The following is a 24754-nucleotide window of genomic DNA, read 5'->3' as shown; positions in this document are numbered from 1 at the left end:
AGATCAGCAATCAGACGGGGGTCGGGCATCCATCAACGAGTGGTGCTCGTCGTGGTCGTGGTTGTTGTACCGGTATTTGCACCGTCACCACCGCCAGAAGCGGCAATGCCGAGCCCGACCAGCGCGCCAAGTGCACCGATACCCACAGCGGTCGACGTGCCAGCAGAGATTGCTCCCGCCTGCGCGCCAGCTGCGGTACCAGCTTCTTCCGGCGCAGCAAATGCGCTGGAAGAGACGGCAACCAAGATCAAGGCTGCACCGGCAACCATAGTTTTTTTCATAACAGCGTTTCCTGCATTGAGTGAATGAAGGATCTCTGTCCGCTGAGGTTGCAACGCAGTCAGACTGCGGCAAAATCGACGGACAGTCCCATTGCGGGCGCGTTCAGTATAGGGCAACAAAATACCAGAGTTCAGCACCGGAAAAACCAGGGTGAATAGCGGGGTGGGCGCGTGATTTAATTAGCTGGATTGGGGATAACTACTTTTTATATCGGAATATTTCGGGCTGATGCCAGATATTTCGCTGCTGGCGAATCAATTGCAAAGCGGAATGTTCTTTTTTATTAATATCTGGTACGGAATAAGAATAATCAGAATTTACTCAGGATTGCTGAAACTGAATATGATTATGAATCAATAGCTAACAATAGAGATTGCCCCATTTCAGGACCATTTTATACTTTATGCTGGCCCGTTCAGCGCATCGATGTTCAGAATTATCTTAGGTTGTTTTAAGACTTTTCCCTGACAACCCATGCTCTCCGACGATATAAACAGCCCATTCAGATGTAAAAACAGACAAAAAAAGGGCGGCAAAGTGGCCGCCCGATGAAATTAACGCCGATTAACGCCAGGCTTTATAGCGGTTAATTAAGGCATTAGTGGAGCTGTCGTGAGTGGTCACTTCGTCCTCGTTTTCCAGTTCCGGCAGAATACGGTTCGCCAGCTGCTTACCTAATTCCACACCCCACTGATCGAAAGTGAAGATATTCAGGATGGCACCCTGAGTGAAGATTTTGTGCTCATACAGGGCAATCAGCGCGCCCAGGCTGTAAGGGGTAATCTCACGCAGCAGGATGGAGTTAGTCGGGCGGTTACCTTCAAACACCTTGAACGGCACGATATGGGCCACAGACTCTGCAGATTTACCGGCATCGGTAAACTCTTTCTCTACGACGTCGCGTGACTTACCAAACGCCAGCGCTTCAGTCTGGGCAAAGAAGTTAGAGAGCAGCTTCGGATGGTGATCCGCGAGCGCATTATGGGTAATAGCCGGCGCAATAAAGTCGCACGGAACCAGCTTGGTACCCTGGTGGATCAGCTGATAAAACGCGTGCTGACCGTTGGTGCCGGGTTCGCCCCAGATGATGGGGCCAGTCTGGTAGTCCACCGGATGACCGGCACGATCCACATACTTGCCGTTTGACTCCATATTGCCCTGCTGGAAATAGGCGGCAAAGCGGTGCATGTACTGGTCGTAAGGCAGAATCGCTTCGGTTTCAGCACCAAAGAAATTGTTGTACCAGATGCCAATCAGCGCCAGCAGTACCGGCAGGTTCTGCTCAGCCGGCGCAGAGGCGAAGTGCTGGTCCATGGCATGTGCGCCGCTCAGCAGCTGCTCGAAGTTATCGAAACCAATCGAGAGAATGATCGACAGGCCGATCGCTGACCACAGTGAATAACGGCCGCCAACCCAGTCCCAGAATTCAAACATGTTGTTGGTGTCGATACCAAATTCGCCCACCGCTTTGGCGTTGGTCGACAGCGCAGCAAAGTGTTTCGCTACGTGCTGCTGGTCGCCCGCCGTTTTCAGGAACCAGTCGCGCGCGCTGTGGGCGTTGGTCATGGTTTCCTGGGTGGTGAAGGTTTTCGATGCCACCAGGAACAGCGTGGTTTCCGGGCTGAGGTCTTTCAGCGTTTCGGCGATGTGGGTGCCGTCAACGTTAGAGACAAAATGCATGTTCAGATGGTTTTTGTACGGGCGCAGCGCTTCAGTCACCATAAACGGGCCGAGGTCAGAGCCGCCGATACCGATATTCACCACGTCGGTGATCGCTTTACCGGTATAGCCTTTCCATTCGCCGCTGATGATGCGCTCAGAGAAGCCTTTCATCTTATCCAGCACCGCGTTGACCTCTGGCATCACATCTTTGCCATCCACCAGAATCGGCGTGTTACTCCGGTTACGCAGCGCGACGTGCAGCACCGCACGATCTTCGGTGCGGTTAATCTTCTCACCCGAGAACATAGACTTAATAGCACCGCTCAGGTCGGTCTCTTTGGCCAGCGCCTGTAACTTATCGAGGGTTTCCTGGGTGATGCGGTTTTTAGAGAAATCCACCAGCATCTGATCATCAAAGGTGGCAGAGAATTTGGCAAAACGATCGGCATCCTGGGCGAACAGATCGGCAATTTCTACCGACTTCATCTGCTCAAAATGCTGTTGCAGCGCTTTCCAGGCTGCGGTTTGTGTCGGATTGATATTTTTCATGGCAACACTCTTGTTGATATTAAGAACCGTCATTCCATCGGAGGCACATCATGCCCGTTTAGCGTTTCAGTATGACCACAGTTGTAACTGAAAGGAAAAATTTTGTCAGCGCGCGCCGGAGAGGCGATCTGAACGCCGCTGTTTATCGCCAGCATTCACTGGCGCGAACAGCCAGCGGACCGCAGAGGCAACGCGCGGTAAAGTGTGACGCGAAAGTCTGCGCAAAACGTTGTGCCGTATCAGGGATTGCTGCATGGGCTGAACCCATTAAGCACTGTAGCCGCTGCGACGCAGAGTCATTTGTTTTCTGATGCGGCGCTCCGGGCATCGCTGACATTGACAGCAGGTCCAGAAAAGGCTAGATCTATGCGCCTACTTGCGCACCTGTGCGCAAGCCAGAAGAGGCGCGTCGCCCAGGCAGTGTGTTGGAGGAACCGTATCCGGTGAAAACACATGATGGGGAGCGACGCCGAGGTGGGTCAGCACGCGGTGTGCTGCCTGTCGGCTACAGGGGCTGAATCCTCTGGGTTGTCACCAGAAACGTCTGCAGTCGACGTTTCGCAAGGTGGGGCGCTTCTGGGTGACTCGTCTATCCGATCTTGTCCGCCCGTTTCTGCTCTTTCCTTGTGCCTGGCTGAAAGAATGTTTCTCGACCCTTTCATCGGCGAGAACAAGATAACCTGACACGAGGTCCTACATGTCTCAAACACTGATAGTGGCAAAATTCGGCGGCACCAGCGTAGCCGATTTTGAAGCGATGAACCGCAGCGCCGATGTGGTGTTGCAGGACGCCAGCACGCGTCTGGTGGTGCTCTCTGCTTCGGCGGGCATTACTAATCTGCTGGTTGCGCTGGCTGAAGGCCAGCAGGCTCCCCAGCGCGCTGTGCTGCTTGATGATATCCGCCGTATCCAGTACGCCATTGTTGATCGCCTGCAGCGTCCGGAAGTGATCCGCGATGAAATTGATCGGATGATTGACAATATCAGCATGCTTTCCGAAGCCGCCTCACTGGCCACCTCGAATGCCCTGACCGATGAACTGGTCAGCCACGGTGAGCTGATGTCATCACTGCTGTTTGTGGAAATTCTGCGTGAACGCCAGGTTAACGCGGAGTGGTTCGATGTCCGCAAGGTAATGCGTACCGACGATCATTTTGGCCGGGCAGTACCGGATGTACAGGTGCTGGCGGAGCAGGCGACGGCGCAGTTACAGCCGCGCATTGAGCAGGCATTGGTCATTACTCAGGGTTTCATCGGCAGTGAAAGCGAAGGGCGCACCACCACCCTGGGTCGCGGCGGCAGTGATTACACCGCCGCGCTGCTGGGCGAAGCGCTGAACGCGGCGCGTGTGGATATCTGGACGGATGTGCCGGGCATCTACACCACCGACCCGCGCGTGGTGCCGACGGCGAAGCGTATTGATGAAATCACTTTTGAAGAAGCCGCTGAAATGGCGACGTTCGGTGCGAAAGTGCTGCACCCGGCGACGCTGCTTCCCGCTGTACGCCGGGGTATTCCGGTATTTGTCGGTTCCAGTAAGGATCCGGCAGCCGGTGGGACCCGCGTCTGCAATGAAACCCGCAACCCGCCGCTGTTTCGGGCGCTTGCGCTACGCCGTAAGCAGACGCTGTTAACGCTGCACAGCCTTAACATGCTGCATACGTTTGGTTTCCTTGCCGAACTCTTCAATATTCTGGCGCGTCATAACGTCTCGGTTGACCTGATCACCACCTCCGAAGTGAGCGTGGCACTGACGCTCGACACCACCGGATCGACCTCAACCAGTGCCAGCCTGCTGACCCAGGCTTTACTGACTGAACTCTCGTCGCTGTGCCGGGTTGAAGTGGAAGAAGATCTGGCGCTGGTGGCGATTATCGGTAACCAGCTGTCAAAAGCGTGCGGCGTCGGCAAAGAGGTGTTTGGTGTGCTCGACCCGTTCAACCTGCGGATGATTTGCTACGGTGCCAGCAGCTACAATCTCTGCTTCCTGGTGCCGGGCAACGATGCGGAAAGCGTGGTACGTACGCTGCATCGCAATCTGTTCGAGTAGGCTTCTGTGGCATTCAGGCCGCGTCAGCGCGGCCTGAAAAGCGGCAAAAAAGGTTCATATCTCCCTCATTACTCCCCGGCACGCGACTTCCGATAAATCCCATTAATACAGAAAGTTACAGCCTGTTATTGCCAAATGGCAATCCCTTTCTCTGCGCATTTCGTGCACCTGCATTGCGCTCCCTTTCTACAGATTTATAATCCCGCCGCTGAATCAATTCACCCAAATTTAGGAAATATCATGAAAAGGTTAGTCGCAGAGGCGCTGGGTACCTTCGTGCTGGTGGCCGGCGGTTGTGGAAGTGCCGTGCTGTCAGCTGCGTTCCCGGAGCTGGGAATTGGCTTCATGGGCGTGGCGCTGGCTTTCGGGCTGAGCGTGCTGGTCATGGCGTATGCGGTCGGTCACATCTCAGGCGGGCACTTTAACCCGGCGGTGACCCTGGGATTAGTGGCAGGCGGACGTTTTCCCGCGTCTCAGGCTATCCCTTACATCATCGCGCAACTGGCTGGCGGCATTGCCGCTGGCGCGGTGCTCTATCTGATCGCCAGCGGTAAAGGCGACTTCAGTGCAGCGGCCAGCGGATTTGCGGCGAATGGCTACGGTGAACACTCGCCGGGCGGCTTCAGCCTGCAGTCAGGTATGATCGCCGAAGGGGTGATGACCGCTATCTTCCTGATTGTGATCATGGGTGCCACCAGCGAGCGCGCGCCGAAAGGCTTTGCACCTATTGCGATTGGCCTGGCGTTAACCCTGATTCATCTGATCAGCATTCCGGTGACGAATACCTCGGTTAACCCGGCACGCAGCACCGCGGCAGCCCTGTTCCAGGGTGACTGGGCGATCTCTCAGCTGTGGATGTTCTGGTTAGTGCCGATTATCGGTGCCGTGATTGGTGGTTTGATCTACCGCGGTTTAGAGGAAAAAGCAGCGTAATTTCGTCAATAATCAGCGGATCGGCAGCAGTCGATCCGCATTTTCCCGCCTCGCCCCATCTTCGCCTTACGCCATGATAATGAAATGTTATGATCCGGCCTTCATCACGGCAGTCGTTCCTGCATGATGACTCTCTATGGCAAATCTGCATAAAACATAACATTCTTATAAGGAAGTCTGGCTATGCTCGCCACGTTAACCCGCCTGTTCCCGCTCTGGGCCGTGCTGTTGTCTGTCGCCGCTTATTACACTCCAGGTACGTTTCTCGGCATCGGACCCTGGGTCACTTATCTGCTGATGCTGATTATGTTCGGCATGGGTGTGACCCTGAATATCGACGATTTTAAACGGGTCCTGACCCGACCTGCGCCGGTGATTGCCGGAACCTTTCTGCACTATCTGGTGATGCCGTTAGCCGCCTGGGGGCTGGCAAAACTGTTTCATATGCCGCCAGATCTGGCTGCCGGTATGATTCTGGTCGGCTCAGTTGCCAGCGGCACCGCCAGCAACGTCATGATCTATCTGGCGAAGGGGGATGTGGCGCTGTCGGTGACCATCTCGTCAGTCTCTGCGCTGGTGGGTGTGTTCGCCACGCCGCTGTTAACCCGCTTTTATGTTGATACCCACATTCAGGTTGACGTGGCTGGCATGCTGCTGAGCATCGTGAAGATCGTCGTGATCCCCATCTCCCTGGGACTGATCATTCATCACAGTATGAACAGCGTGGTTCGCCGGGTGGAACCCTGGCTGCCTGCGTTTTCGATGGTCTGTATTCTGCTGATCATCAGTGCGGTGGTGGCGGGCAGTCAGGCCTTTATTGGATCGGTGGGTCTGATGGTGATCGCGGCGGTGATCCTGCATAACGCGATTGGCCTGCTTGGCGGCTACTGGGGCGGTAAGCTGTTTGGCTTCGATGAGTCAACCTGCCGTACCCTGGCGCTGGAGGTCGGCATGCAAAACTCCGGTCTGGCGGCGACGCTGGGCAAACTCTACTTCTCACCGCTGGCGGCATTGCCAGGCGCGCTGTTCTCGGTGTGGCACAACCTGTCAGGTTCACTGCTGGCGGGTTACTGGTCAGGAAAGCCGATTAAGAAGAAGTAACAGTGGCGGCGCATTATTACACTGCGCCGCATCTCACTGCTGCCGCGCCGGACGATCGCCGCTCCGGCGCGGCAGGTTATTCACTCCGCTCAGTTTTATTCATAGTCACGTTCATCGTCGGGCTGTTCCAGCACCGTGTAGGCCACACTACAAAACAGTGAATTCAGGCGCTTCATGTCGCCCAGTAAACCGAGATGCAGCGAACTGGTCTCAATACTCTGCACGTTCTTCTGGTGCAGGCGGTCAACATGCGCATGAGAGTAGCGGCGGATCATCAGACGGAAGCGATGTTTAGCGCGACGCAGACGTTTAGCGCTGGTGATATCGTGTGACAGAAACACCGACAGACTCATTCTGAGGTTAGCGATCAGCAGCTCATGCAGCTCCTGCAGCTCTTTTAATCCCTCGGCAGAGAACGCGCGGCCCGCTGCCAGCGATTTGTCAGCGACATCGCCGCTCATCCGCTCGATGATGTCCCCGGCCTGCTCCAGATTTAGTGACATTTCAATGATTTCACCCCAGCGACGAGAGTCCTCTTCGGGGAGGTCCTCTTTTGGCATCCGCGCCAGATAGAGTTTGATGGCGGTATAGAGCACATCGACATCATCATCCAGCCTGCGCACCGTGCGTTCCTCGCGGGATTCGCCATGTACCACCTTATTAAACGCCTCCAGCATCTGCTCCAGCACGTCACCCATGCGCAACGCTTCGCGGGCGGCATTCACCAGCGCCAGCGCCGGCGTATCCAGCGCGCTGCGATCGAGGTGCTTCGGCTTGAGGTGCAGCGCGTTATCCACGTCGTCGGCAATCATACGGCGACAGAGGCGCGCCATCAGGTCAGCAAACGGCACCATCGCCACGCAGCGGATCAGGTTGTAAAACACATGGAAGAAAATCACTAACTCTTCATCGTTGACCGGCAGCTTATCCAGCCACTCCGCCACAATATCGACAAACGGCAGGATGAACACGCAGCCGATCAGCTTGAACAGCAGGCTGCCGAGCGCCACGCGCTTGCCCGCGGCATTCGAGCCGCTGGCGTTGATCATCGCCAGCAGGCCGCTACCGAGATTGGCACCAATCACCAGACAGAGCGCCACCTTGAACGAAATCACGCCGGTGGCGGTGAGCGTCGCGGTGATCAGCACCGCGGCCAGGCTGGAGTAACTGATGATGGCGAACACCGCACCCAGCAGCGCATCGAGCATCACGTCGCCGGTCAGGCTGGAGAAAAGCACCTGGACACCGGCGGCCTGGGTAATCGGGCGAGCCGCTTCGACAATCAGCTGCAGCGCCAGCAATATCAGGCCCAGGCCGATACTGGCCCGGCCTAACTGACCCGCACGGGTCTGCTTGCGGCTGAGGAAGAACACCACGCCAAAGAAGATAAACAGCGGTGAGAGCCAGGAGAGATCAAACGTCAGGATACGCGCCATAATCGCGGTGCCGACATCCGCGCCAAGAATCACCACCAGCGCGGGCGTCAGGCTGACCAGATTCTGCGCCACAAAAGAGGTCACCAGCAGCGTGGTGGCGTTGCTGCTCTGCACCAGCGTGGTCACGCCAATGCCCGCCAGAAACGCCATCGGTTTTTTTTCTATGCTGCGACTCAGGACGCGGCGCAGATCGGCACCGTAGACCCGCATGATGCCGGTTCGTACGATATGCGTGCCCCAGACCAGCAGGGCCACCGCAGAGAGTAAATTAAGCAGGGTTAACACGTGGTGTCGCTCCTCGAATGTCAGGCTCAAAGCACAGACTGCCAGCCTGACGGAAGAGAGCAATCTGTGAAGGGGATTGCCGTGCTATGCGTGATTTTTTCCTGTGTTTTAAGCCACCTGGCGCAAAGTCGACATCTCCAATTGTAGACCAATCTTCCTGCCAGCGGGATGCAAATCCGCCGCCGATCGGTTAAGCACATCAACCGAAAGTTCCACATCATGCGCCCGGATACGATAGCGGATCACGTTGCCCAGCAGGCTGTGGCTGAGGATTTCCGCAGGAATGCCCTGGCCCGGCGCGGTGAACAGCATTGATTCCGGGCGAATGGCCACCTGGCTGTGGAAATGCTGACCGGTCAGTCGCGTCGCCTGCTCAGCGCTCAGCAGGTTGTAGTTGCCAATAAATCCGGCGGCGAAGAGATCGACCGGTTGGGTATAGAGCGCTTCGGCATCGCCATTCTGCACGATTTTGCCCCGGTTCATCAGCACGATACGATCGGATAGCGTCAGCGCCTCCTCCTGATCGTGGGTGACGAACAGGGTGGTGAGATTCAGCTCGCGCTGGATGCGCCGGATTTGATCGCGCAGATGGCGGCGAATACGCGCATCCAGCGCCGACAGCGGTTCATCCAGCAGCAGCAGACGCGGACGCGTCACCAGCGAACGTGCCAGTGCCACGCGCTGACACTGCCCGCCTGACAACTGGTGCGGATAACGGCGTGCATAATCATTGAGTTCAACCAGCTCCAGCACCTCCAGCACCCGCTGGCGAATCTGCGCTTCGGGCAGTTTCTGCATCTTCAGGCCAAATGCGACGTTCTTCTCTACCGTCATGTTGGGAAACAGCGCATAGCTCTGAAACACCATACCGATGGCGCGCTTCTGCGGGGCCAGCGGCACGATATCTTTGCCCTCCAGCCTGATTTCACCGCTGTCGACGCCGGTTAATCCCGCCAGACAACGCAGCAGCGTCGATTTACCGCAGCCGCTGGGGCCGAGCAGGGTGACAAATTCCCCTTCAGCGGCGCTGAAATCGATCTGCTCAAAAATGGGCGTGGGTCCATAGGACTTGTTCAGCTCTCTGACCTCAAGGTAACTCATATTCAGCCTCGTTCGGGATTCAGGGCGTTGGCCAGCCAGGTAACCAGCAGCACCACAAAGAAGTAGGAGATCACCAGCGCGCTGGTGAAGTGACCGCTGCCGTTACGCATGTTGAAGAGGTAAACCTGCAGGGTTTCATAGCGGTTGCCGACCAGCAGGTTAGCGAAGACAAATTCGCCAATCAGGAAGGAGAAAGAGAGCAGCACGGCAATCAGCATCCCTTTGCGCAGGTTGGGCAGCACGACCCACAGCGCCGCCTGCCAGGTGCTGGCACCCAGCAACTGCGCGGCATCAATCAGCTCTTTGAGGTTGATCGCCTGCATATTGTTCGCCAGCGCCCGGTAGATAAAGGGTAACGCGATAGTGAAATAACAGCCGATTAAGATCCACGGCGTGCCGGTCAGCATCAGCGGTGACGAAGAGTAGAGTTGCAGTAATCCTACTGACGACACCACCGGTGGCACGGCGAAAGGCATCAGGATCAGGACGTTCATCACCGCATCCAGTCGAGGAAAATAGTAAGCGATTACAAACATGGCAGGCAGCACCAGCACCAGCGAGAACAGCAGCGCACCCAGGCAAATCAGCAGCGAATGGCCCAGCGCCGTCAGAAATCGCGGGTCGCTCCAGAGCTGGATGAACCACTTCAGGCTATAGCCCTGTGGCAGAATGGTGTTACTCCAGTCGGACGACAGTGCATAAAGCAGTGTGGCCAGTAAAGGCAGTGCCAGCAGGGTAAAGAGTAACCCGACCATTATCCGGTGATAGAGGTGCTCAGCACGTGACATGGCGGCTCCTTTCATGGCTGTTTCGCATTGAGATAGCTACGGCGCACCAGATACTGCTGCACCAGGGTGATCAGCGCCATAATCGCCACCAGCAGCATCGCCAGCGCACTACCGGTGTTGGGATCCAGCGAGATATCGCCGGAGACCAGCGCGGCAATGCGCACCGGCACCACGTTGAAATTACCTGTGGTCAGGGCATAAATCGTGGCGTAAGCGCCCAGCGCATTCGCCAGCAGGATCACAAAGGTCCCGAGCAGCGCCGGAAACAGAATCGGCAGGCCGATGTGCCACCAGTAGTGCCAGCGGCTGGCACCCAGCAGCGCAGCGGACTCCTGCCACTCTTTTTTCAGCCCGTCGAACGCCGGGTAGAGCAGCAGCACGCCCAGCGGGATCTGGAACCAGGTGTAGACCAGCACCATGCCATTGCGCGAGAAGAGTCTGAAGCTCTCAACCAGACCATAATGGCGCAACAGCAATGTCAGGCAGCCGTTCAGCCCCAGCAGAATCACAAAGGCAAACGCCAGCGGGACACCGGCAAAGTTGCTGGTCATATTGGTAAAAGCGATGAGAAAGCGCTGCAGTCGCCCGCCCCCGAGCTGATGCAGTGAATAGCCGGTGACCAGTGCAATCAGTAAGCCGTAGACGCTTGACCAGAGTGAGATATCCAGCGAAAAACGAAACGCCTGCTGGTAGAAGGGCGAGGTGAGAATGTCCTGATAGTTATCCCAGCCCCACTGGCTGTTCATCTCACTCCAGAAGCTGTTAATGGCGATCCACAACAGCGGTGCCAGCTGAAAGGCGACCCAGAACAGGGTGAACGGTAACAGCAGCAGCAGCGCGACTCCTTTTCCTCTCATCTCTTCGACTCCGCCAGCAGGCCGCGACAGACCGGCTTGTCATGTGCCACCTCAAGCAGTTCACACAGCGTGCCGCACAGATCGGTCTGCTGCGGTGCCAGGTCAGGCTGCAGCGAGAAAGCCCGGCCAAAGACAAACAGCGGCACCGTGGTCTCTTCCGGCAGAATACCGCCGTGGGAGCGATCGTCATTCATGCCGTGATCGGCGGTCACCATCACCTGATAGCCCTCAGCCAGCCACAAGGGCATCCACTGCGACAGCAGGCCGTCTGCGATGCGTGCCCGGTTGCGGTACTGTGGCGAAGAGAGGCCCGATTTATGACCGGCATCGTCGATATTCATCGGGTGGATTAGCAGAAAATCGGGATCGTGACGCAGCCGCAGGCTCTCTGCATCTTCAAACAGATGCGAGTCGGGATAGCTATCGTCAGAATAAAAATGGCCATACTGAATGGGCAGGTCCGGCGCGTCAGTGTGACGATCGCGCGCCGGAACGAACGGCGTTCGGTTATAAAGCTCACTCACCCAGTGGTAGGCCGCCGCCGCAGTCGTCAGTCCCGCCGCTCGCGCAAAGTGAAAGATGCTACGCTCGCGGCTTAACCGGCTGACGCCATTATGAATAATGCCGCTTCTGACCGGCGGAATACCGGTCAGAATGCACTCATAAAGCGGGCGTGACAGCGAGGGTAATTCACAGGTCATACGGTAATAAAACCCGTTGCCCTGCGAACATTCGGCATGCAGGTAACCCATTGCATGTTGTGCGACCTGATTGCTCAGGCCGTCCAGCACTACCAGAATGGTCTTCATTCCGTTCTCCCTGCCGCGAATTACTGCTGCATGTTGATGATGACGTTTTCCTGCCACAGGCGCGGCAGCATTTTCGACGATTTATCCCAGGCAGCCTGATCCTTCACCGGACGGGCATTTTTATATTCAGATTGCGGCAGCAGGCGAGCCTGAACGTCCGCTGGCAGCGTCAGATGTTCAGCACGGATCGGACGGGCATAGCCCTTCGCCAGATTGATCTGTCCCTGGTCTGAGAAGATATATTCGCGCGTCAGTTTTGCGGCGTTAGGGTGTTTCGCATATTTGTTGATGACGGTGGTGTAGCCGGAGGTCACGGAGCCATCAGACGGGATCACCACTTCGTAGCGGTTTTTGTCGATCTGGTCCCGGTAGTTAAGGGCGTTAAAGTCCCACACCACCGCCATCTGCACTTCGCCTTTTTCGATATTGGCAATCACCGGATCGGTAACGCCAAGACGACCCTGTTTGGCCAGATCGGCAAAGAAAGCCAGCGCCGGTTTCAGGTTCTTCTCATCGCCACCTAAGGCGTAGTTTGCCGCCAGTACGCCGTTAGCCGCCTGAGCTGCCACGCCGACGTCACCGATAGTAACCACATACTTACCTTTTTTCAGATCGGCCCAGCTGTGGGGGATATCTTTAACCTGCTGCTTGTCGATCAGGAAGGCGATGGTGCCGGTATAGGCCAGCGCCCAGTGGCCATCTTTATCTTTTGCCCAGGCCGGAATCTGATCCCAGTGAGTGGGTTTATAGGGCTGGGTCACACCTTTAGCGACAGCGATCGGGCCAAAGGCGGCACCCACGTCACCGATGTCAGCGCTGGCGTTCTCTTTTTCTGCATCGAATTTCGCCAGCTCCTGCGCCGATGACATATCGGTATCGCTGTGCTTAAGGCCATATTTGCTGCTGATGTCGTTCCAGGTATCTTTCCAGTTAGCCCAGCTATCCGGCATCCCGACGCTGTTGACCTGGCCTTCACTGCGTGCCGCTTTTTCCAGTGCGGCAAGGTCGTTATCGGCGGCCTGCGCAACGGGCAGGGTGAGCACTACAGCACTGGCTACTACAGAGGCGATAAACGCTTTCATCTCAGTTGCTCCGGGTGTAAGTTGATGGGCCTGGCTGGTCTAGTCCAGCAAGAACCGAGCCAATGTAGCCCCTGTATATGAACGATTTATGACAGGGCGGCGCTGTGCGGGGGATGGGCGATGAAAGATGTGACCCGTTCGCCTGTCACAGGCGCGTTTACCTGAACAGTAAGAGTGCGGAGTCGCACCAAAATGAGGCTACTGTTGTGGAGTCGATAGCACTCAAAACGGCGGATGCGATCGCCAGCGTCCTGCTGACGCGTATTCAGGCCGGAGAGTTCAGCGCCGGGCGACTGCCGGCGGAGCGTGCCTTAAGCGAAGCGTTCAGCACGACCCGGATTACCCTTCGGGAAGCACTGGGCAAGCTGGAAGCCCAGGGGATGATCTACCGGGAACTGCGTCGCGGCTGGTTTATCGCACCGCCGCGGCTGATCTATAACCCGCTGCATCACAGCCACTTTCATGCCATGGCAATGGAGCAGGGACGGCAGGCGGCTACCGAGGTCATCGCCGCCGAACAGGTCGCGGCGCACGACAGCGTGGCGACGGCGCTGCGGCTGGCATCCGGTTCGGCGGTGTACTGCATCCGCCGTTTGCGGCGCATCGACGGGCGTGCGGTGCTCTATGTTGAACACTACCTCAATCCGCGTTTTTTCCCTGGTCTGCTTGATGAAGATTTGACCCGCTCACTGACCGATCTCTATGACCAGCGCTACGGCATTCGTTACGGCGGCGCGCGCTTCACCATCCTGCCCGGCCCGCTGCCGGAGGTCGCCGCACCCATGCTGAATGTGGCACCGGGCAGCCCTGGTTTGTTGATCACCCGCATCAATCGCAACCAGCAAAAAGAGGTGATTGATTGCGACTGTGAATACTGGCGTTACGATGCGCTCTGTGTTGATGTGGAGGCCTGAGGAGTTATTGTGATTTGCGTCACACTCGCGCATGATACCGCGCGCTAACAACTCCTTTTTTAAGGCGCAACATGAGTGACAAAAATCCTTTGGCCCGCCACCTTGCAACGGTACTGCAATGGGTGCTGAATCTGGGTCTGCTGAGTCTGGCGATCATCCTGATCGTCTTTTTAGGCAAAGAAACTATCCATCTGGCAAACGTACTGTTTAACACCAGCGAGCAGTCATCCTCCTATCTGTTGATTGAGGGGATTGTCATTTATTTCCTCTACTTCGAATTTATTGCGTTGATTGTTAAGTACTTTCAGTCGGGATATCACTTTCCGCTGCGCTATTTTGTCTATATCGGTATCACGGCAATTATCCGCCTGATTATCGTCGACCATAAAAATCCCTTCGATACGCTCTGTTACTCTGCGGCGATTCTGATTCTGGTAATCACTCTGTGGCTGGCAAACAGCAACCGCCTGAAACGCGAGTAATCCTCCTGCCGTCTGTCATGACGGCAGGTGTTCGCATCGCGTCTCTGCGCTAAACTAGCGTCCTGAAAATTATTGGGAGTGGTGCTATGTCGCAAGACGCGCTCAGCTTATTACGTGCGCTCAACTGGCTTTCTCCGTCGCAGGCAACCCTTGCGCCGCCATTGCTCGACTGGCTGATGGAGGAGGATTCAATGACGCGCCGTTTTGAACAACATTGCCAGCGGGTCACGGTTCAGCCGCTGCGTGAAGGCTTTATCGACGCCAGCGAGTTGGGTGATGAAAAGGGCTTGTTGCCAGACGATCAACGCTTCTGGCTGCGTGAAGTGTTGCTGTTCGGCGACGATAAGCCCTGGCTGGCTGGCCGTACGCTGGTGCCGGAAAGCACCCTCAACGGGCCAGAAGCGATGCTGCAGCAGCTGGGCACCCGGCCGCTGGGCCGCTATCTCTTCTCATCTTCAACGCTGACCCGCGATTTTATTGAGCCGGGGCAGGTGGAGGGATTGTGGGGACGACGTTCACGGCTGCGTCTCTCGGGCAAACCGCTGCTGCTGACTGAACTGTTTTTACCGGCATCGCCGCTCTATCGCGATCTGGTCTGAGGATCCTGTGGTGCAAAATAGCTTAAGTATAAATAAATGGCGGGCCTACACGCGCCTGATGCGTATCGATAAGCCGATCGGTACGCTGCTGCTGATGTGGCCAACGCTCTGGGCATTATGGCTGGCTGACATGGCGATCCCGCCGCTGCCGGTGCTGGCGGTGTTTGTTGCCGGTGTCATCGTGATGCGTGCGGCCGGTTGTGTGATCAATGACTACGCCGATCGCAAAGTAGACGGTCATGTCGAACGCACGAAGCATCGGCCACTGGCCAGCGGCGCGGTGAGTGCAAAAGAGGCTAAGCTGCTGTTCGTGATACTGGCTCTGGCGGCTTTTGCGCTGGTGCTGACCATGAACATGATGACGATTATGCTCTCAGTGGTGGGGCTGGCGCTGGCCTGGGTCTATCCCTTTATGAAGCGTTATACCCACCTGCCGCAGGTAGTGCTGGGTGCCGCCTTTGGCTGGGCCATTCCCATGGCATGGTCCGCAGTTAGTGAGTCCTTACCTCTGGTCTGCTGGCTGGTATTCATCGCCAACATCTGCTGGACGGTCGCCTATGACACTCAGTATGCGATGGTGGATCGGGATGATGACCTGAAGATTGGCGTGAAGTCGACCGCGATTCTCTTTGGCCGTTTCGACAAGCTAATCATTGGTCTGCTGCAACTGGCGACGCTGCTACTGATGGCGCTGGTTGGCCTCATGCTGCATCTGAACAGCGCCTTCTACTGGACGCTATTACTGGCCGCCGCGCTGTTTGTTAATCAGCAGAAGCTGATCGCCGGGCGCGAGCGGCAACCCTGTTTCCAGGCTTTTCTCAATAATAACTATGTCGGGATGGTGCTGTTCCTCGGTGTACTGATGAACACCCCGCCGTTCAGCCAGCTGTTCTGACAGGGGATTCAGGCACAAAAAAGGCGACCCCATGAGGTCGCCTTTTTACTATGCGCGCTGGGGTCAGTCGTGCGCCACAGCGGTTTCAATCGTCATACGGACATCGCTGGTGACCAGGTCTGCCAGCATATGCCAGGTCGCCAGGGTCTGCGCAACATCGGCATCACCGCTGTCGCTGATATACCCTTCATCGCGCAGGGTCAGGACCAGTGAGGTAAAGACCGCTTTGTCGAAGAATTCCGGGGCATTGATACCGTGCAGCACCGACAGACGCTGTGCCAGCGTCCGGCTCTCTTTCTCCAGCGTGCCGCGGTTAATCGTCGGCTTGGCGCTGAGAATGGAGAACGTAATGGCATAACGCTGCAGCGTTTCACGCACACCGGCGGCCAGCAGTTGTAGCGTGCGATAGCGCGCTGAGGAAAAGCGTAATTCACCGGCTTCGAACGTAATCAGGCCCTGACGCGCCAGCTCCTGACTCAGTTCGGTCAGCAGTTGCGGCAGTTCATCGGTCTGCCAGCGCAGGAACAGCTCACTCTTCAGCATCGGGTAGATCAGACTCACCTGACGCAGCAGTTCTGCTTCGCTCAGCGTTTGATGCTGCTGAACAATGGCGGCAATCAGCGACGGCATCACCAGCATGTGATGAATATTGTTGCGATAGTAGGTCATCAGTACCGCCTGCTCACGCGGCAGAATGATGATGTCGCCAATGCTGTCCTTTTCACTCTCAAACTTATTCATACCCATGGCGTGATCCAGCAGCGCTTCCGCTGAAAGATCGGGTACGGTCGCATTTGGCGAGTAAGGCACGTTGCGCAGCAACTGGGTATAGCACTCCAGTTGTTCAATCAGCTGTTCACGGGTTAGTGAGCGCTGACGTGACGCCAGTAGGGCGGTGACACAGAGGTTCATGGCGTTAGCGGCGCCCGCTTCATTGATACGCACCATCAGGCTGGCAGCAATATCGTTGACGGTTGGGGTTAACCAGCTGGGACGCTGCGGCTCAATCGGATCGATGGCATCGCGCCATTCCGGCACCCGCTTATTGAGATAGTTGACCAGCGGCAGGGGTTCGCCAAAGTTCACGTAACCCTGACCGAGATTGCGCAGCTTGCGTAAGCCGCGCACCATCTGCATGAAGCCCTCTTTCTCTTTCGCCGCGCCGCGCAGTTCTTTAGCGTAAGTGCCCACTTCCATCACGTGCTCATAGCCGATGTAAATCGGCACCAGCGTGATGGGGCGATTTCCGCCGCGCAGCATCGCCTGCAGCGTCATGGCTAAGGTGCCGGTTTTAGGGTCCAGCAGGCGACCGGTTCGTGAACGGCCTCCTTCGACAAAGTACTCAACCGAATAGCCGCGGGTGAACAGCTCGCCGAGATATTCGCGGAATACCGTGGCGTAGAGCTTGTTGCCTTTAAAGGTACGACGAATAAAGAAAGCGCCCAGGCGACGGAAAATCGGGCCGGCTGGCCAGAAGTTGAGATTGATACCGGCTGCGATGTGCGGCGGCACCAGACCCTGATGATAGAGCACATAGGAGAGCAGCAGATAATCCATGTGGCTGCGATGGCACGGCACATAGACAATCTCGTGGCCATCCTGCGCCAGCTGGCGAACTTTTTCTCCGCCATTGACGTTGATGCCCTGATAGAGCCGACTCCAGAGCCAGCCCATCACGCGGTCAGTTACGCGGATGGCTTCATAGGAGAAGTTTGCCGCAATCTCCTCCATCATCTCGACGGCATTCTGCTGCGCTTTCTCATGGGAGATTTTTTTGCTGCGAGCTTCATCTTCTACTGCTTTTTCAATCGCTTTGGATTGCAGCAGACGAGTAAACAGATCCTGACGCGCCGGCAAGCGCGGGCCAATCGCCGCCAGCCGCTGGCGGGCAAAATGAATGCGCGCCACGCGAGCCAGCTTCTGGGCGATCGACTGATCCGTACCGTGTTCAGTTGCCATGCGGCGCAGCGACACAGTCGGCGAGAAGCGGACAAAACTGTCGCGCCCGTGCCAGATAACGGCAAAGAACTTCTGCACCCCGTTCAGCACCCGCAGGTGTGGCGTTGCTTCGCCCTGGACTTCACGTCCTGGTGCGCGGCCAAACATCACCGTGACCGGCAGCATCTGAATATCCAGCTTAGGGTTATTGCGATGCAGGTCCAGGTAATCGTGAAAAATTTTCACGGATTCAACGCTGGGCACAAAATAGGGGAAGACGCGAGGGCCATTGTGGATAAAGACGTGGCGCGGCAGCAGAGAACCATCAATCTCCAGCGGAGTGAGCGGGTCGGGCAGATGATGCCGCAGACACTGTGCGCGTAAAGTCAGTAAGTCGGCCTTCGAATCGTAAGGCAAAACATACATAATAGGTCGGGTCGGATCCAGACCATGTTCAGACACGGGATCGGCCGGAATGGCCTTACTTTTTACCAAAAACGACAGTGGTAAATTAAGCAGTTTGTAATAGAGTTTACGCCAACCTGACATAGACAACATGAAGCCTCTTGTTAGCAAAGCGCCGCAAGCATACCAGAAAGCGCAGCGAAGATCTGTGGTGGTGCCAATTGCACGCAGCCCAGACATTGACGTCAATCCGATGAAAGGGTTCCCACATCATGGCAAATAATGCCACCGGACTTATCAGAATAGTAAAAGCTGCAGGTTACTCATGGCAGGGACTGCGTGCCGCCTGGCAACATGAAGCGGCGTTTCGGCAGGAAGCGCTGGCTGCGCTGGCCGCTATTGTTATCGCGTGCTGGCTGGATGTCGATGTGGTCTCCCGCATCCTCATGATTGGGGCGGTGGTGCTGGTGGTCATTGTTGAAATCCTCAATAGCGCCATTGAGGCAGTGGTCGACCGCATCGGTCAGGAGCATCATCCGCTGGCGGGCCGGGCAAAAGACATGGGCTCGGCGGCGGTGCTGATCAGCATCTTACTGGCACTCTTCGTCTGGATCGCGCTGCTCTGGACACATTTGCGATAAGCCTTCCATAACGCGTCTGAGGGCGCGTTTTCCCTGACAATCGGTTTCCATTTCACCAATACCTGTATATACTCACAGCGACTGTATAAACAACCAGGGGGCGGGATGAAAGCATTAACCAGCAGGCAGCAGCAGGTCTATGACCTGATTCGCGACCATATTTCTTCAACGGGCATGCCGCCTACGCGTGCCGAGATCGCCGCGCAGCTGGGCTTCCGTTCGCCGAACGCGGCAGAAGAGCATCTGAAAGCGCTGGCGCGCAAAGGCGTCATCGAGATCGTTTCCGGTGCATCGCGCGGCATTCGACTGTTAATGGAAGAAGAAGCCTCAGAAGGGCTACCGCTGATTGGCCGGGTTGCTGCCGGTGAGCCGATCATGGCGCAGGAACATATCGAAACCCACTACAAGGTCGATCCGGGCCTGTTTAAGCCGTCTGCTGACTTCCTGCTGCGCGTCAGCGGAATGTCGATGAAAGATATCGGGATTATGGATGGCGACCTGCTCGCGGTGCATAAAACCCAGGATGTGCGTAACGGCCAGGTTGTGGTTGCCCGCATTGATGATGAAGTCACCGTTAAGCGCTGGAAAAAGCAGGGTGCTATCGTGCATCTGCTGCCGGAAAACAGCGATTTTGACCCGATTGTTGTCGATACCCGTGCGCAGTCACTGACCATAGAAGGTCTGGCTGTTGGCGTGGTGCGCAACGGTGAGTGGCTCTGATTCTTCTGCCAGCGTGCATTCGCCTTCTCTGATGCTATTCTGTCTGCCCTAATTTTGTCGCTGCCTCTTTTGCGCAGCGACACTGAGCACGGAACGGCGAATGCGCTTTATTACGGCAACCGATAAAAATCTCTGGCGGCTTGCGCTGCCGATGATCCTTTCAAATATCACCGTTCCCTTACTGGGAGTGGTCGATACTGCAGTAATTGGTCATCTCGACAGCCCTGTCTATCTTGGCGGGGTTGCGGTCGGGACTACAGTGACCAGCTTCCTCTTTATGCTGCTGCTTTTCCTTCGAATGAGTACCACTGGCCTTACGGCGCAGGCATTTGGCGCTGGCGATAAAATGGCGCTGGCACGCGCGCTGACTCAGCCGCTGATCATTGCGCTGCTGGCGGGCGTACTGTTCATCGCTTTGCGTTATCCGATTATTCAGCTGTCGACCCATCTGGTTGGCGGCAATCCCGATGTACTCGAACAGGCGGCACTGTTTATTCAGATTCGCTGGCTCAGTGCGCCTGCCACGCTGGCAAACCTGGTCATTCTGGGCTGGCTGCTGGGCGTGCAGTATGCACGCGCGCCGGTGATCCTGCTGGTGGTGGGCAACCTGGTTAACATCGTGCTCGATCTCTGGCTGGTGATGGGGCTGCACTGGGGTGTCGCGGGGGCGGCAACCGCCACGGCGCTGGCGGAATACATTACGCTGGTTGTCGGCAGCATCATGGTCTGGCGGGTGTTAAAACTGCGCGGAATTACGCTTAGCCTGCTGAAGCAGAGCTGGCGCGGTGACAGCGGCCGGCTGCTGCGACTGAACCGGGACATCATGCTGCGCTCTCTGATGCTGCAGCTCTGTTTCGCCTCGCTGACCGTACTGGGTGCCCGGCTGGGCCCGGATGTGGTGGCGGTTAACGCAGTATTACTGATGTTCATCACTTTTACGGCTTACGCGCTGGATGGCTTTGCCTATGCGGTTGAAGCTTTTGCGGGTGAGGCGCATGGTGCAAAAGATGGCAGCAAGCTCCTGCGCGTCTGGCACTCTGCCTGTCGGCAGGCGGTAGTGGTGGCGCTGTTCTTCTCGCTGATCTATGCCATTTTTGGCCCGCAGATCGTTACCCTGCTGACCTCTCTTCAGTCACTCCAGCAGACAGCGGACCGCTATCTGGTCTGGCAGATGATAATGCCGCTGATCGGCGTCTGGTGTTATCTGCTGGATGGCATGTTCATCGGAGCGACGCGCGGGCGTGAGATGCGTAACAGTATGGTAGTTGCCGCAGCAGGCTATTTTCTGACGCTGCTTAGCGTACCGGTGCTGGGTAACCATGGTCTGTGGCTGGCGGTCACGGTTTTCCTGGCGCTGCGCGGCCTGTCGCTGTGGCTCATCTGGCGTAAGCACTGGCGTCAGAACAGCTGGTTCGATGCCTGAGTCAGCCGTGGCTGCACGCAAGCCGATACGGATTATTCTGTATTATTCCACGGTTAATAAATTGGCTACTACAATTAACTCTATGCAGCGCAGTTAACCAGCGCTTTGTATCGTTATTTTGTTAAGTAGCAAGATAATCATTAAAACCCGAGGATTGGAGGTCTGCCATGAATAAAGACGAAGCAAGCGGCAACTGGAAGCAGTTCAAAGGCAAAATGAAAGAGAAATGGGGCAAGCTGACCGACGATGATATGCAGGTTATCGAAGGTAAACGCGATCAGCTGGTCGGTAAAATCCAGGAGCGTTACGGCTCTACCAAAGATGAAGCCGAGCGCGAAGTAAGCGACTGGGAAGGTCAGAACAAAGATCACCGCTGGTAATCAGACAATAGCTTGATAATCAGCTGAATGTGTTCCGGTGGGCCCTCACCGGAACCGCACAAGGATGTGCCGATTACCCGCGTTTCCCCCGCTTTTTACCCTCATCCTGATGGTCATGCTCGCAGCTTTCATGGTGCGTACAGGCTTCAACCGCAGCACAATTTTCACATAAACCATGCGCTTCAATCACGCTATGGCGTAATGCAAACTGCGCTTCACCTGCCAGACCAGCAATAATCTTCTCTACGCCCTGCGCCTGCTTCTCTGTAACGGCGGCACAGCGGTCACAGACCAGCATCACCGATGTATGTGCTGGTGCCTCAAAATGGTGACACATGACGTAGCTGTTGTTGGATTCCACCCGATGAATGAAACCCTGCTCCAGCAGGAAATCGAGCGCCCGGTAAACCGTGGGTGGCTTGGCCTGCGGCTCGCTGACCCGGAGTTGATCCAGCAGATCGTAGGCGCTGATCGAGCCAGGCTGCTCGGCCATCAGGCGCAACACTTCAGCACGCTGCGAAGTCAGACGCACACCGCGCTGCAGGCACATCTTTTCGGCCTGAATCAAAATTTGCTGCGACGTCATGTTTGTCATGAAAATTCTCCGCTGGATAAGTGATGTTATTTTATCACACATAGTTTCGCGGCGCTGAGGTTGGTTTTCGTCTGAAAAAACAGCATCATTTGCCTGATAAAGCAGCAGAATCAGAATTTAAGCCGTCTTCTATCTCAAATCTGACGACAAATCAGATCCATTCCGAATCAACCTGAAGCGGAATTTGTTGGCATTTTGCTTTGCATCTCACTGAGTTAAGAAGTAATGTTCAGAAAGACTTAAGAAAATTCTGGCATTATTTGAAATATCCCAATGCAGTTTGAACAATTACAACGGTTTTTTGATTGGAAAACGTCCAATCCTTTGAATTAAGACACTGTTTCCTTTGAATTCACAGCAATAACGCGTTAGCCAGGGTTCACAATAGGGCTAACAAACTATTCAGTCATTGAATGTTTCAATGACAATTTCTCAGGTGATGGCAGGCAAATGGTGAAAAAATCCGCTCAACGTTCAGCGCTAATCTACACAGCTGTAACGACCGCGCTTTTCCTTTCTTCTTCCGCCATGGCGGCAGGGACCTGGTATGATGCACGTAATGACGCCATGGGCGGCACCGGCGTAGCATCTTCTCTTTATGGCTCCGCAGTGCTGGCGAACCCGGCATTAATGACGCGCGCCAAACCCGACGATAGCGTCAGCATTATTTTCCCTTCAGCCGGTATTCAGGTCACCGACAAAGATAAGCTGATCGATAAAGTCGATGATATTACGGACACCGTTGATCGCTATCGCACGGTGCTGGGTAACCTCACACCAGCGGATTTCTTCCGTGCTAACTCTGAATTGCGCGCGGCCTCAGGTGATGTGGCAAATAAGCTAAGCGATTTGCGCGGTAACAAAGCAGACGGTTCTGCCGGCGCGGCTGTTGCCGTTACCATCCCTAACGAAACTCTGCCTTTCGCCTTTATCACCAAAGCCTACGGGACAGCGCACGTCCGCGCTAACGTGGTACAGAGTGATATTGACTACCTGCGCAGTATAGAAAACGGGGCGTTTCCTCGTCCTGGCGATCAAAATAACCTGCGCTCCAGCGCGAATGGCTTAGCGGCGCTGGTCACCGATTATGGTGTTGCGGTGGCGCATGAGTTCACCATCGCTGGTCAGCCAGTATCGGTAGGCGTCACACCGAAAGTGCAGAAAACCTGGCTCTATAACTACACCGCCAGCATTTACAACTACGACAAAAGTGACATCAATAACAGCCAGTATCGCAGCACCGACACCGGCTTTAACGTTGATGCCGGTCTGGCGACCACCTTTGCTGAAAACTGGACGCTGGGTGTAACCGGACAGAACCTGGTTTCACGCGATCTGCAGACCAAAGAGGTCAATGGTTTCCGCGACACCTACCAGATTCGCCCGCTGGTCACCACCGGTCTGGCCTGGGATAAAGGTCCGTTTACCGTGACGGGCGATGTGGATCTGACTGAAACCAAACGCTTCAAAACTCAGGATAACAGCCAGTATGCGGCAGTGGGCGCGGAATACCGCGTACTTGACTGGCTGCAGCTGCGTGCAGGTTATCGTGCGGACATGCGTTCTAACGACGAAAATGTCGCTACGGCCGGTTTTGGTCTGTCACCGTTTAACAAAGCCGTACATCTGGATCTGGCGGGCTCTGTAGGTGCTAACAACACCTGGGGCGCGATGATGCAGCTGGGCTTTAACTTCTAAGCGCGTTATTCAGACTGTTCGGGGGCGGGCGATGCACTATCGCCCGCCCTTGTGTTATCCTTGCACAGAATTCCATCACCCCTTAATTACCGGATTGTCTGCGCTTCATGCCTAATTTCTCTTCGCAACGTTTCTCAATCGCCCCTATGCTCGACTGGACCGATCGTCACTGTCGCTATTTTCATCGTCAGCTGACCGGTGACACGCTGCTCTACACCGAAATGGTGACTACGGGCGCAATCATTCATGGCAAAGGGGATTACCTGGCTTACAGTGAGGCTGAGCATCCGGTCGCGTTGCAGCTTGGCGGTAGCGATCCGGCGGCACTGGCGCAGTGCGCGAAGCTGGCAGAGCAGCGCGGTTACGATGAAGTGAATCTTAATGTCGGCTGTCCCTCTGATCGGGTGCAGAATGGCCGTTTCGGCGCCTGCCTGATGGCCGAGGCGAATCTGGTCGCAGATGCCGTTAAAGCGATGCGCGACGTGGTTTCAATTCCGGTCACGGTGAAAACCCGCATTGGTATCGATGAGCTGGACAGCTATGAATTCCTGACCGATTTTATCGGCACGGTGGCGGGACGCGGTGAGTGTGAGACATTTATCATTCATGCGCGTAAAGCCTGGCTCTCCGGCCTCAGCCCGAAAGAGAACCGCGAGATTCCACCGCTGGACTATCCCCGCGTCTATCAGCTGAAACGCGATTTTCCGCAACTGACTATCGCCCTCAATGGCGGCGTGAAAACCCTGGAAGAGGCACAGATCCATCTGCAACACCTTGACGGCGTGATGATGGGACGTGAAGCCTACCAAAACCCCGGCATTCTGGCGCAGGTCGATCAGACATTGTTTGGTCGCCAGCATCCGGCGGCTAACCCGGTTGAAGTGGTGCGCGCCATGTATCCCTATATTGAAGCGGAACTGGCGAAGGGGACGTATCTGGGACATGTCACGCGCCATATGCTGGGTCTGTTCCAGGGGATCCCGGGCGCCCGCCAGTGGCGACGCCATCTGAGTGAAAATGCCCACAAACCCGGTGCCGATGTCCGTGTGCTGGAGGCGGCGCTTGCGCTGGTCGCCGATAAAATCCCGCAGGAAGCCTGACGCCTCATCTGAACCCGAAAAAACCAGCT

23 protein-coding genes and 1 riboswitch are annotated in these 24754 nt (G+C 55.9%); of the genes, 13 read left to right on the top strand and 10 right to left on the bottom strand.

The window, feature by feature from the left end:
• Positions 1 to 32 precede the first annotated feature (32 nt).
• Complete coding sequence (gene yjbE, locus NR195_RS09385; protein WP_061901861.1) at positions 33 to 281, bottom strand: exopolysaccharide production protein YjbE; 249 nt, start codon at positions 279 to 281, stop codon at positions 33 to 35.
• A gap of 565 nt (positions 282 to 846) precedes the next feature.
• Positions 847 to 2493, bottom strand: a complete 1647-nt coding sequence (pgi, locus tag NR195_RS09380) for a glucose-6-phosphate isomerase (RefSeq protein ID WP_122459479.1) — start codon at positions 2491 to 2493, stop codon at positions 847 to 849.
• 391 nt (positions 2494 to 2884) lie between these two features.
• Positions 2885 to 3077, top strand: a riboswitch (Lysine riboswitch).
• Positions 3078 to 3190: 113 nt separating this feature from the next.
• Here pgi and lysC point away from each other — a divergent pair.
• From lysC to panS, 3 genes are all read left to right on the top strand, one after another.
• Complete coding sequence (lysC, locus tag NR195_RS09375; RefSeq protein WP_022625207.1) at positions 3191 to 4543, top strand: lysine-sensitive aspartokinase 3; 1353 nt, start codon at positions 3191 to 3193, stop codon at positions 4541 to 4543.
• A 240-nt stretch (positions 4544 to 4783) separates the two neighbouring features.
• Entirely contained in the window at positions 4784 to 5476 is a 693-nt protein-coding gene (aqpZ, locus tag NR195_RS09370) for an aquaporin Z (RefSeq protein WP_187515195.1), read from the top strand.
• Positions 5477 to 5659: 183 nt separating this feature from the next.
• The gene (gene panS / locus NR195_RS09365) at positions 5660 to 6577 is read left to right on the top strand and encodes a ketopantoate/pantoate/pantothenate transporter PanS (RefSeq protein WP_022625209.1); all 918 of its coding nucleotides are present in this window, start codon (positions 5660 to 5662) and stop codon (positions 6575 to 6577) included.
• Positions 6578 to 6672: 95 nt separating this feature from the next.
• On the opposite strand, the gene NR195_RS09360 is transcribed toward panS, so the two are convergent.
• The 6 genes from NR195_RS09360 to NR195_RS09335 all read right to left on the bottom strand — a co-directional run bounded on the left by NR195_RS09360 (position 6673) and on the right by NR195_RS09335 (position 12935).
• The gene (locus NR195_RS09360) at positions 6673 to 8298 is read right to left on the bottom strand and encodes a Na/Pi cotransporter family protein (RefSeq protein ID WP_010672204.1); all 1626 of its coding nucleotides are present in this window, start codon (positions 8296 to 8298) and stop codon (positions 6673 to 6675) included.
• Between the two features lie 108 nt (positions 8299 to 8406).
• Positions 8407 to 9399, bottom strand: a complete 993-nt coding sequence (locus NR195_RS09355) for an ABC transporter ATP-binding protein (protein WP_256844441.1) — start codon at positions 9397 to 9399, stop codon at positions 8407 to 8409.
• Positions 9400 to 9401: 2 nt separating this feature from the next.
• On the bottom strand, positions 9402 to 10187 hold the full coding sequence (locus tag NR195_RS09350) for an ABC transporter permease (RefSeq protein WP_031593877.1): 786 nt from the start codon (positions 10185 to 10187) through the stop codon (positions 9402 to 9404).
• Positions 10188 to 10198: 11 nt separating this feature from the next.
• Positions 10199 to 11044, bottom strand: a complete 846-nt coding sequence (locus tag NR195_RS09345; protein WP_010252254.1) for an ABC transporter permease subunit — start codon at positions 11042 to 11044, stop codon at positions 10199 to 10201.
• A complete protein-coding gene (locus tag NR195_RS09340; protein WP_158149653.1) occupies positions 11041 to 11853 on the bottom strand; it encodes an alkaline phosphatase family protein in 813 nt (270 codons plus the stop codon). The genes NR195_RS09345 and NR195_RS09340 overlap by 4 nt, the downstream gene beginning before the upstream one ends.
• Positions 11854 to 11873: 20 nt before the next feature.
• Positions 11874 to 12935, bottom strand: coding sequence for an ABC transporter substrate-binding protein (locus NR195_RS09335; protein WP_010252250.1), 1062 nt, complete (start codon positions 12933 to 12935; stop codon positions 11874 to 11876).
• A 206-nt stretch (positions 12936 to 13141) separates the two neighbouring features.
• Here NR195_RS09335 and NR195_RS09330 point away from each other — a divergent pair, with 206 nt between their 5' ends.
• The 4 genes from NR195_RS09330 to ubiA all read left to right on the top strand — a co-directional run bounded on the left by NR195_RS09330 (position 13142) and on the right by ubiA (position 15825).
• Positions 13142 to 13849 (top strand): UTRA domain-containing protein, encoded by a 708-nt coding sequence (locus NR195_RS09330; protein ID WP_010672207.1) that lies wholly within the window; start codon positions 13142 to 13144, stop codon positions 13847 to 13849.
• A gap of 71 nt (positions 13850 to 13920) precedes the next feature.
• Positions 13921 to 14331 (top strand): phosphate-starvation-inducible protein PsiE, encoded by a 411-nt coding sequence (psiE, locus tag NR195_RS09325; RefSeq protein WP_010252246.1) that lies wholly within the window; start codon positions 13921 to 13923, stop codon positions 14329 to 14331.
• Between the two features lie 86 nt (positions 14332 to 14417).
• Entirely contained in the window at positions 14418 to 14930 is a 513-nt protein-coding gene (gene ubiC / locus NR195_RS09320; RefSeq protein WP_010672208.1) for a chorismate lyase, read from the top strand.
• 10 nt (positions 14931 to 14940) lie between these two features.
• A complete protein-coding gene (gene ubiA, locus NR195_RS09315) occupies positions 14941 to 15825 on the top strand; it encodes a 4-hydroxybenzoate octaprenyltransferase (protein WP_256844440.1) in 885 nt (294 codons plus the stop codon).
• 63 nt (positions 15826 to 15888) lie between these two features.
• Here ubiA and plsB read toward each other — a convergent pair whose 3' ends face one another.
• Positions 15889 to 18312, bottom strand: coding sequence for a glycerol-3-phosphate 1-O-acyltransferase PlsB (gene plsB, locus NR195_RS09310; RefSeq protein ID WP_132499376.1), 2424 nt, complete (start codon positions 18310 to 18312; stop codon positions 15889 to 15891).
• Between the two features lie 128 nt (positions 18313 to 18440).
• Between plsB and NR195_RS09305 the strand changes: the two genes are divergently transcribed.
• From NR195_RS09305 to NR195_RS09290, 4 genes are all read left to right on the top strand, one after another.
• Positions 18441 to 18809 carry a diacylglycerol kinase gene (locus NR195_RS09305; protein WP_010252234.1) on the top strand — a complete coding sequence of 123 codons (369 nt, stop codon included), beginning with the start codon at positions 18441 to 18443 and terminating at the stop codon, positions 18807 to 18809.
• Between the two features lie 105 nt (positions 18810 to 18914).
• Positions 18915 to 19529, top strand: coding sequence for a transcriptional repressor LexA (gene lexA / locus NR195_RS09300; RefSeq protein ID WP_010252231.1), 615 nt, complete (start codon positions 18915 to 18917; stop codon positions 19527 to 19529).
• Between the two features lie 100 nt (positions 19530 to 19629).
• Complete coding sequence (gene dinF / locus NR195_RS09295) at positions 19630 to 20952, top strand: MATE family efflux transporter DinF (RefSeq protein ID WP_010672211.1); 1323 nt, start codon at positions 19630 to 19632, stop codon at positions 20950 to 20952.
• 167 nt (positions 20953 to 21119) lie between these two features.
• Positions 21120 to 21332 (top strand): CsbD family protein, encoded by a 213-nt coding sequence (locus NR195_RS09290; protein ID WP_033770834.1) that lies wholly within the window; start codon positions 21120 to 21122, stop codon positions 21330 to 21332.
• A 73-nt stretch (positions 21333 to 21405) separates the two neighbouring features.
• Here the strand turns inward: NR195_RS09290 and zur are convergent, their stop codons facing one another.
• A complete protein-coding gene (gene zur / locus NR195_RS09285; RefSeq protein ID WP_010252202.1) occupies positions 21406 to 21927 on the bottom strand; it encodes a zinc uptake transcriptional repressor Zur in 522 nt (173 codons plus the stop codon).
• Between the two features lie 450 nt (positions 21928 to 22377).
• On the opposite strand from zur, the gene NR195_RS09280 reads away from it, so the two are divergent.
• Together NR195_RS09280 and dusA are read left to right on the top strand one after the other, a co-directional pair.
• Entirely contained in the window at positions 22378 to 23625 is a 1248-nt protein-coding gene (locus NR195_RS09280; RefSeq protein ID WP_089414667.1) for a conjugal transfer protein TraF, read from the top strand.
• A gap of 107 nt (positions 23626 to 23732) precedes the next feature.
• Positions 23733 to 24725, top strand: coding sequence for a tRNA dihydrouridine(20/20a) synthase DusA (gene dusA / locus NR195_RS09275; protein ID WP_010672214.1), 993 nt, complete (start codon positions 23733 to 23735; stop codon positions 24723 to 24725).
• Positions 24726 to 24754: the final 29 nt, after the last annotated feature.

The organism is Pantoea sp. Ft-CA_14 (assembly GCF_024520875.1).
Lineage (GTDB): Bacteria > Pseudomonadota > Gammaproteobacteria > Enterobacterales > Enterobacteriaceae > Pantoea > Pantoea agglomerans.
This window is presented reverse-complemented; position numbering and strand designations above follow the sequence as displayed.

Bases quoted from the DNA above. Each gene is read 5' to 3' on its own strand.
- yjbE (WP_061901861.1), bottom strand. From the start codon at position 281: ATGAAAAAAACTATGGTTGCCGGTGCAGCCTTGATCTTGGTTGCCGTC.
- pgi (WP_122459479.1), bottom strand. From the start codon at position 2,493: ATGAAAAATATCAATCCGACACAAACCGCAGCCTGGAAAGCGCTGCAA.
- lysC (WP_022625207.1), top strand. From the start codon at position 3,191: ATGTCTCAAACACTGATAGTGGCAAAATTCGGCGGCACCAGCGTAGCC.
- aqpZ (WP_187515195.1), top strand. From the start codon at position 4,784: ATGAAAAGGTTAGTCGCAGAGGCGCTGGGTACCTTCGTGCTGGTGGCC.
- panS (WP_022625209.1), top strand. From the start codon at position 5,660: ATGCTCGCCACGTTAACCCGCCTGTTCCCGCTCTGGGCCGTGCTGTTG.
- NR195_RS09355 (WP_256844441.1), bottom strand. From the start codon at position 9,399: ATGAGTTACCTTGAGGTCAGAGAGCTGAACAAGTCCTATGGACCCACG.
- NR195_RS09350 (WP_031593877.1), bottom strand. From the start codon at position 10,187: ATGTCACGTGCTGAGCACCTCTATCACCGGATAATGGTCGGGTTACTC.
- NR195_RS09345 (WP_010252254.1), bottom strand. From the start codon at position 11,044: ATGAGAGGAAAAGGAGTCGCGCTGCTGCTGCTGTTACCGTTCACCCTG.
- NR195_RS09340 (WP_158149653.1), bottom strand. From the start codon at position 11,853: ATGAAGACCATTCTGGTAGTGCTGGACGGCCTGAGCAATCAGGTCGCA.
- NR195_RS09335 (WP_010252250.1), bottom strand. From the start codon at position 12,935: ATGAAAGCGTTTATCGCCTCTGTAGTAGCCAGTGCTGTAGTGCTCACC.
- psiE (WP_010252246.1), top strand. From the start codon at position 13,921: ATGAGTGACAAAAATCCTTTGGCCCGCCACCTTGCAACGGTACTGCAA.
- ubiC (WP_010672208.1), top strand. From the start codon at position 14,418: ATGTCGCAAGACGCGCTCAGCTTATTACGTGCGCTCAACTGGCTTTCT.
- plsB (WP_132499376.1), bottom strand. From the start codon at position 18,312: ATGTCAGGTTGGCGTAAACTCTATTACAAACTGCTTAATTTACCACTG.
- NR195_RS09305 (WP_010252234.1), top strand. From the start codon at position 18,441: ATGGCAAATAATGCCACCGGACTTATCAGAATAGTAAAAGCTGCAGGT.
- lexA (WP_010252231.1), top strand. From the start codon at position 18,915: ATGAAAGCATTAACCAGCAGGCAGCAGCAGGTCTATGACCTGATTCGC.
- dinF (WP_010672211.1), top strand. From the start codon at position 19,630: ATGCGCTTTATTACGGCAACCGATAAAAATCTCTGGCGGCTTGCGCTG.
- NR195_RS09290 (WP_033770834.1), top strand. From the start codon at position 21,120: ATGAATAAAGACGAAGCAAGCGGCAACTGGAAGCAGTTCAAAGGCAAA.
- zur (WP_010252202.1), bottom strand. From the start codon at position 21,927: ATGACAAACATGACGTCGCAGCAAATTTTGATTCAGGCCGAAAAGATG.
- NR195_RS09280 (WP_089414667.1), top strand. From the start codon at position 22,378: ATGGTGAAAAAATCCGCTCAACGTTCAGCGCTAATCTACACAGCTGTA.
- dusA (WP_010672214.1), top strand. From the start codon at position 23,733: ATGCCTAATTTCTCTTCGCAACGTTTCTCAATCGCCCCTATGCTCGAC.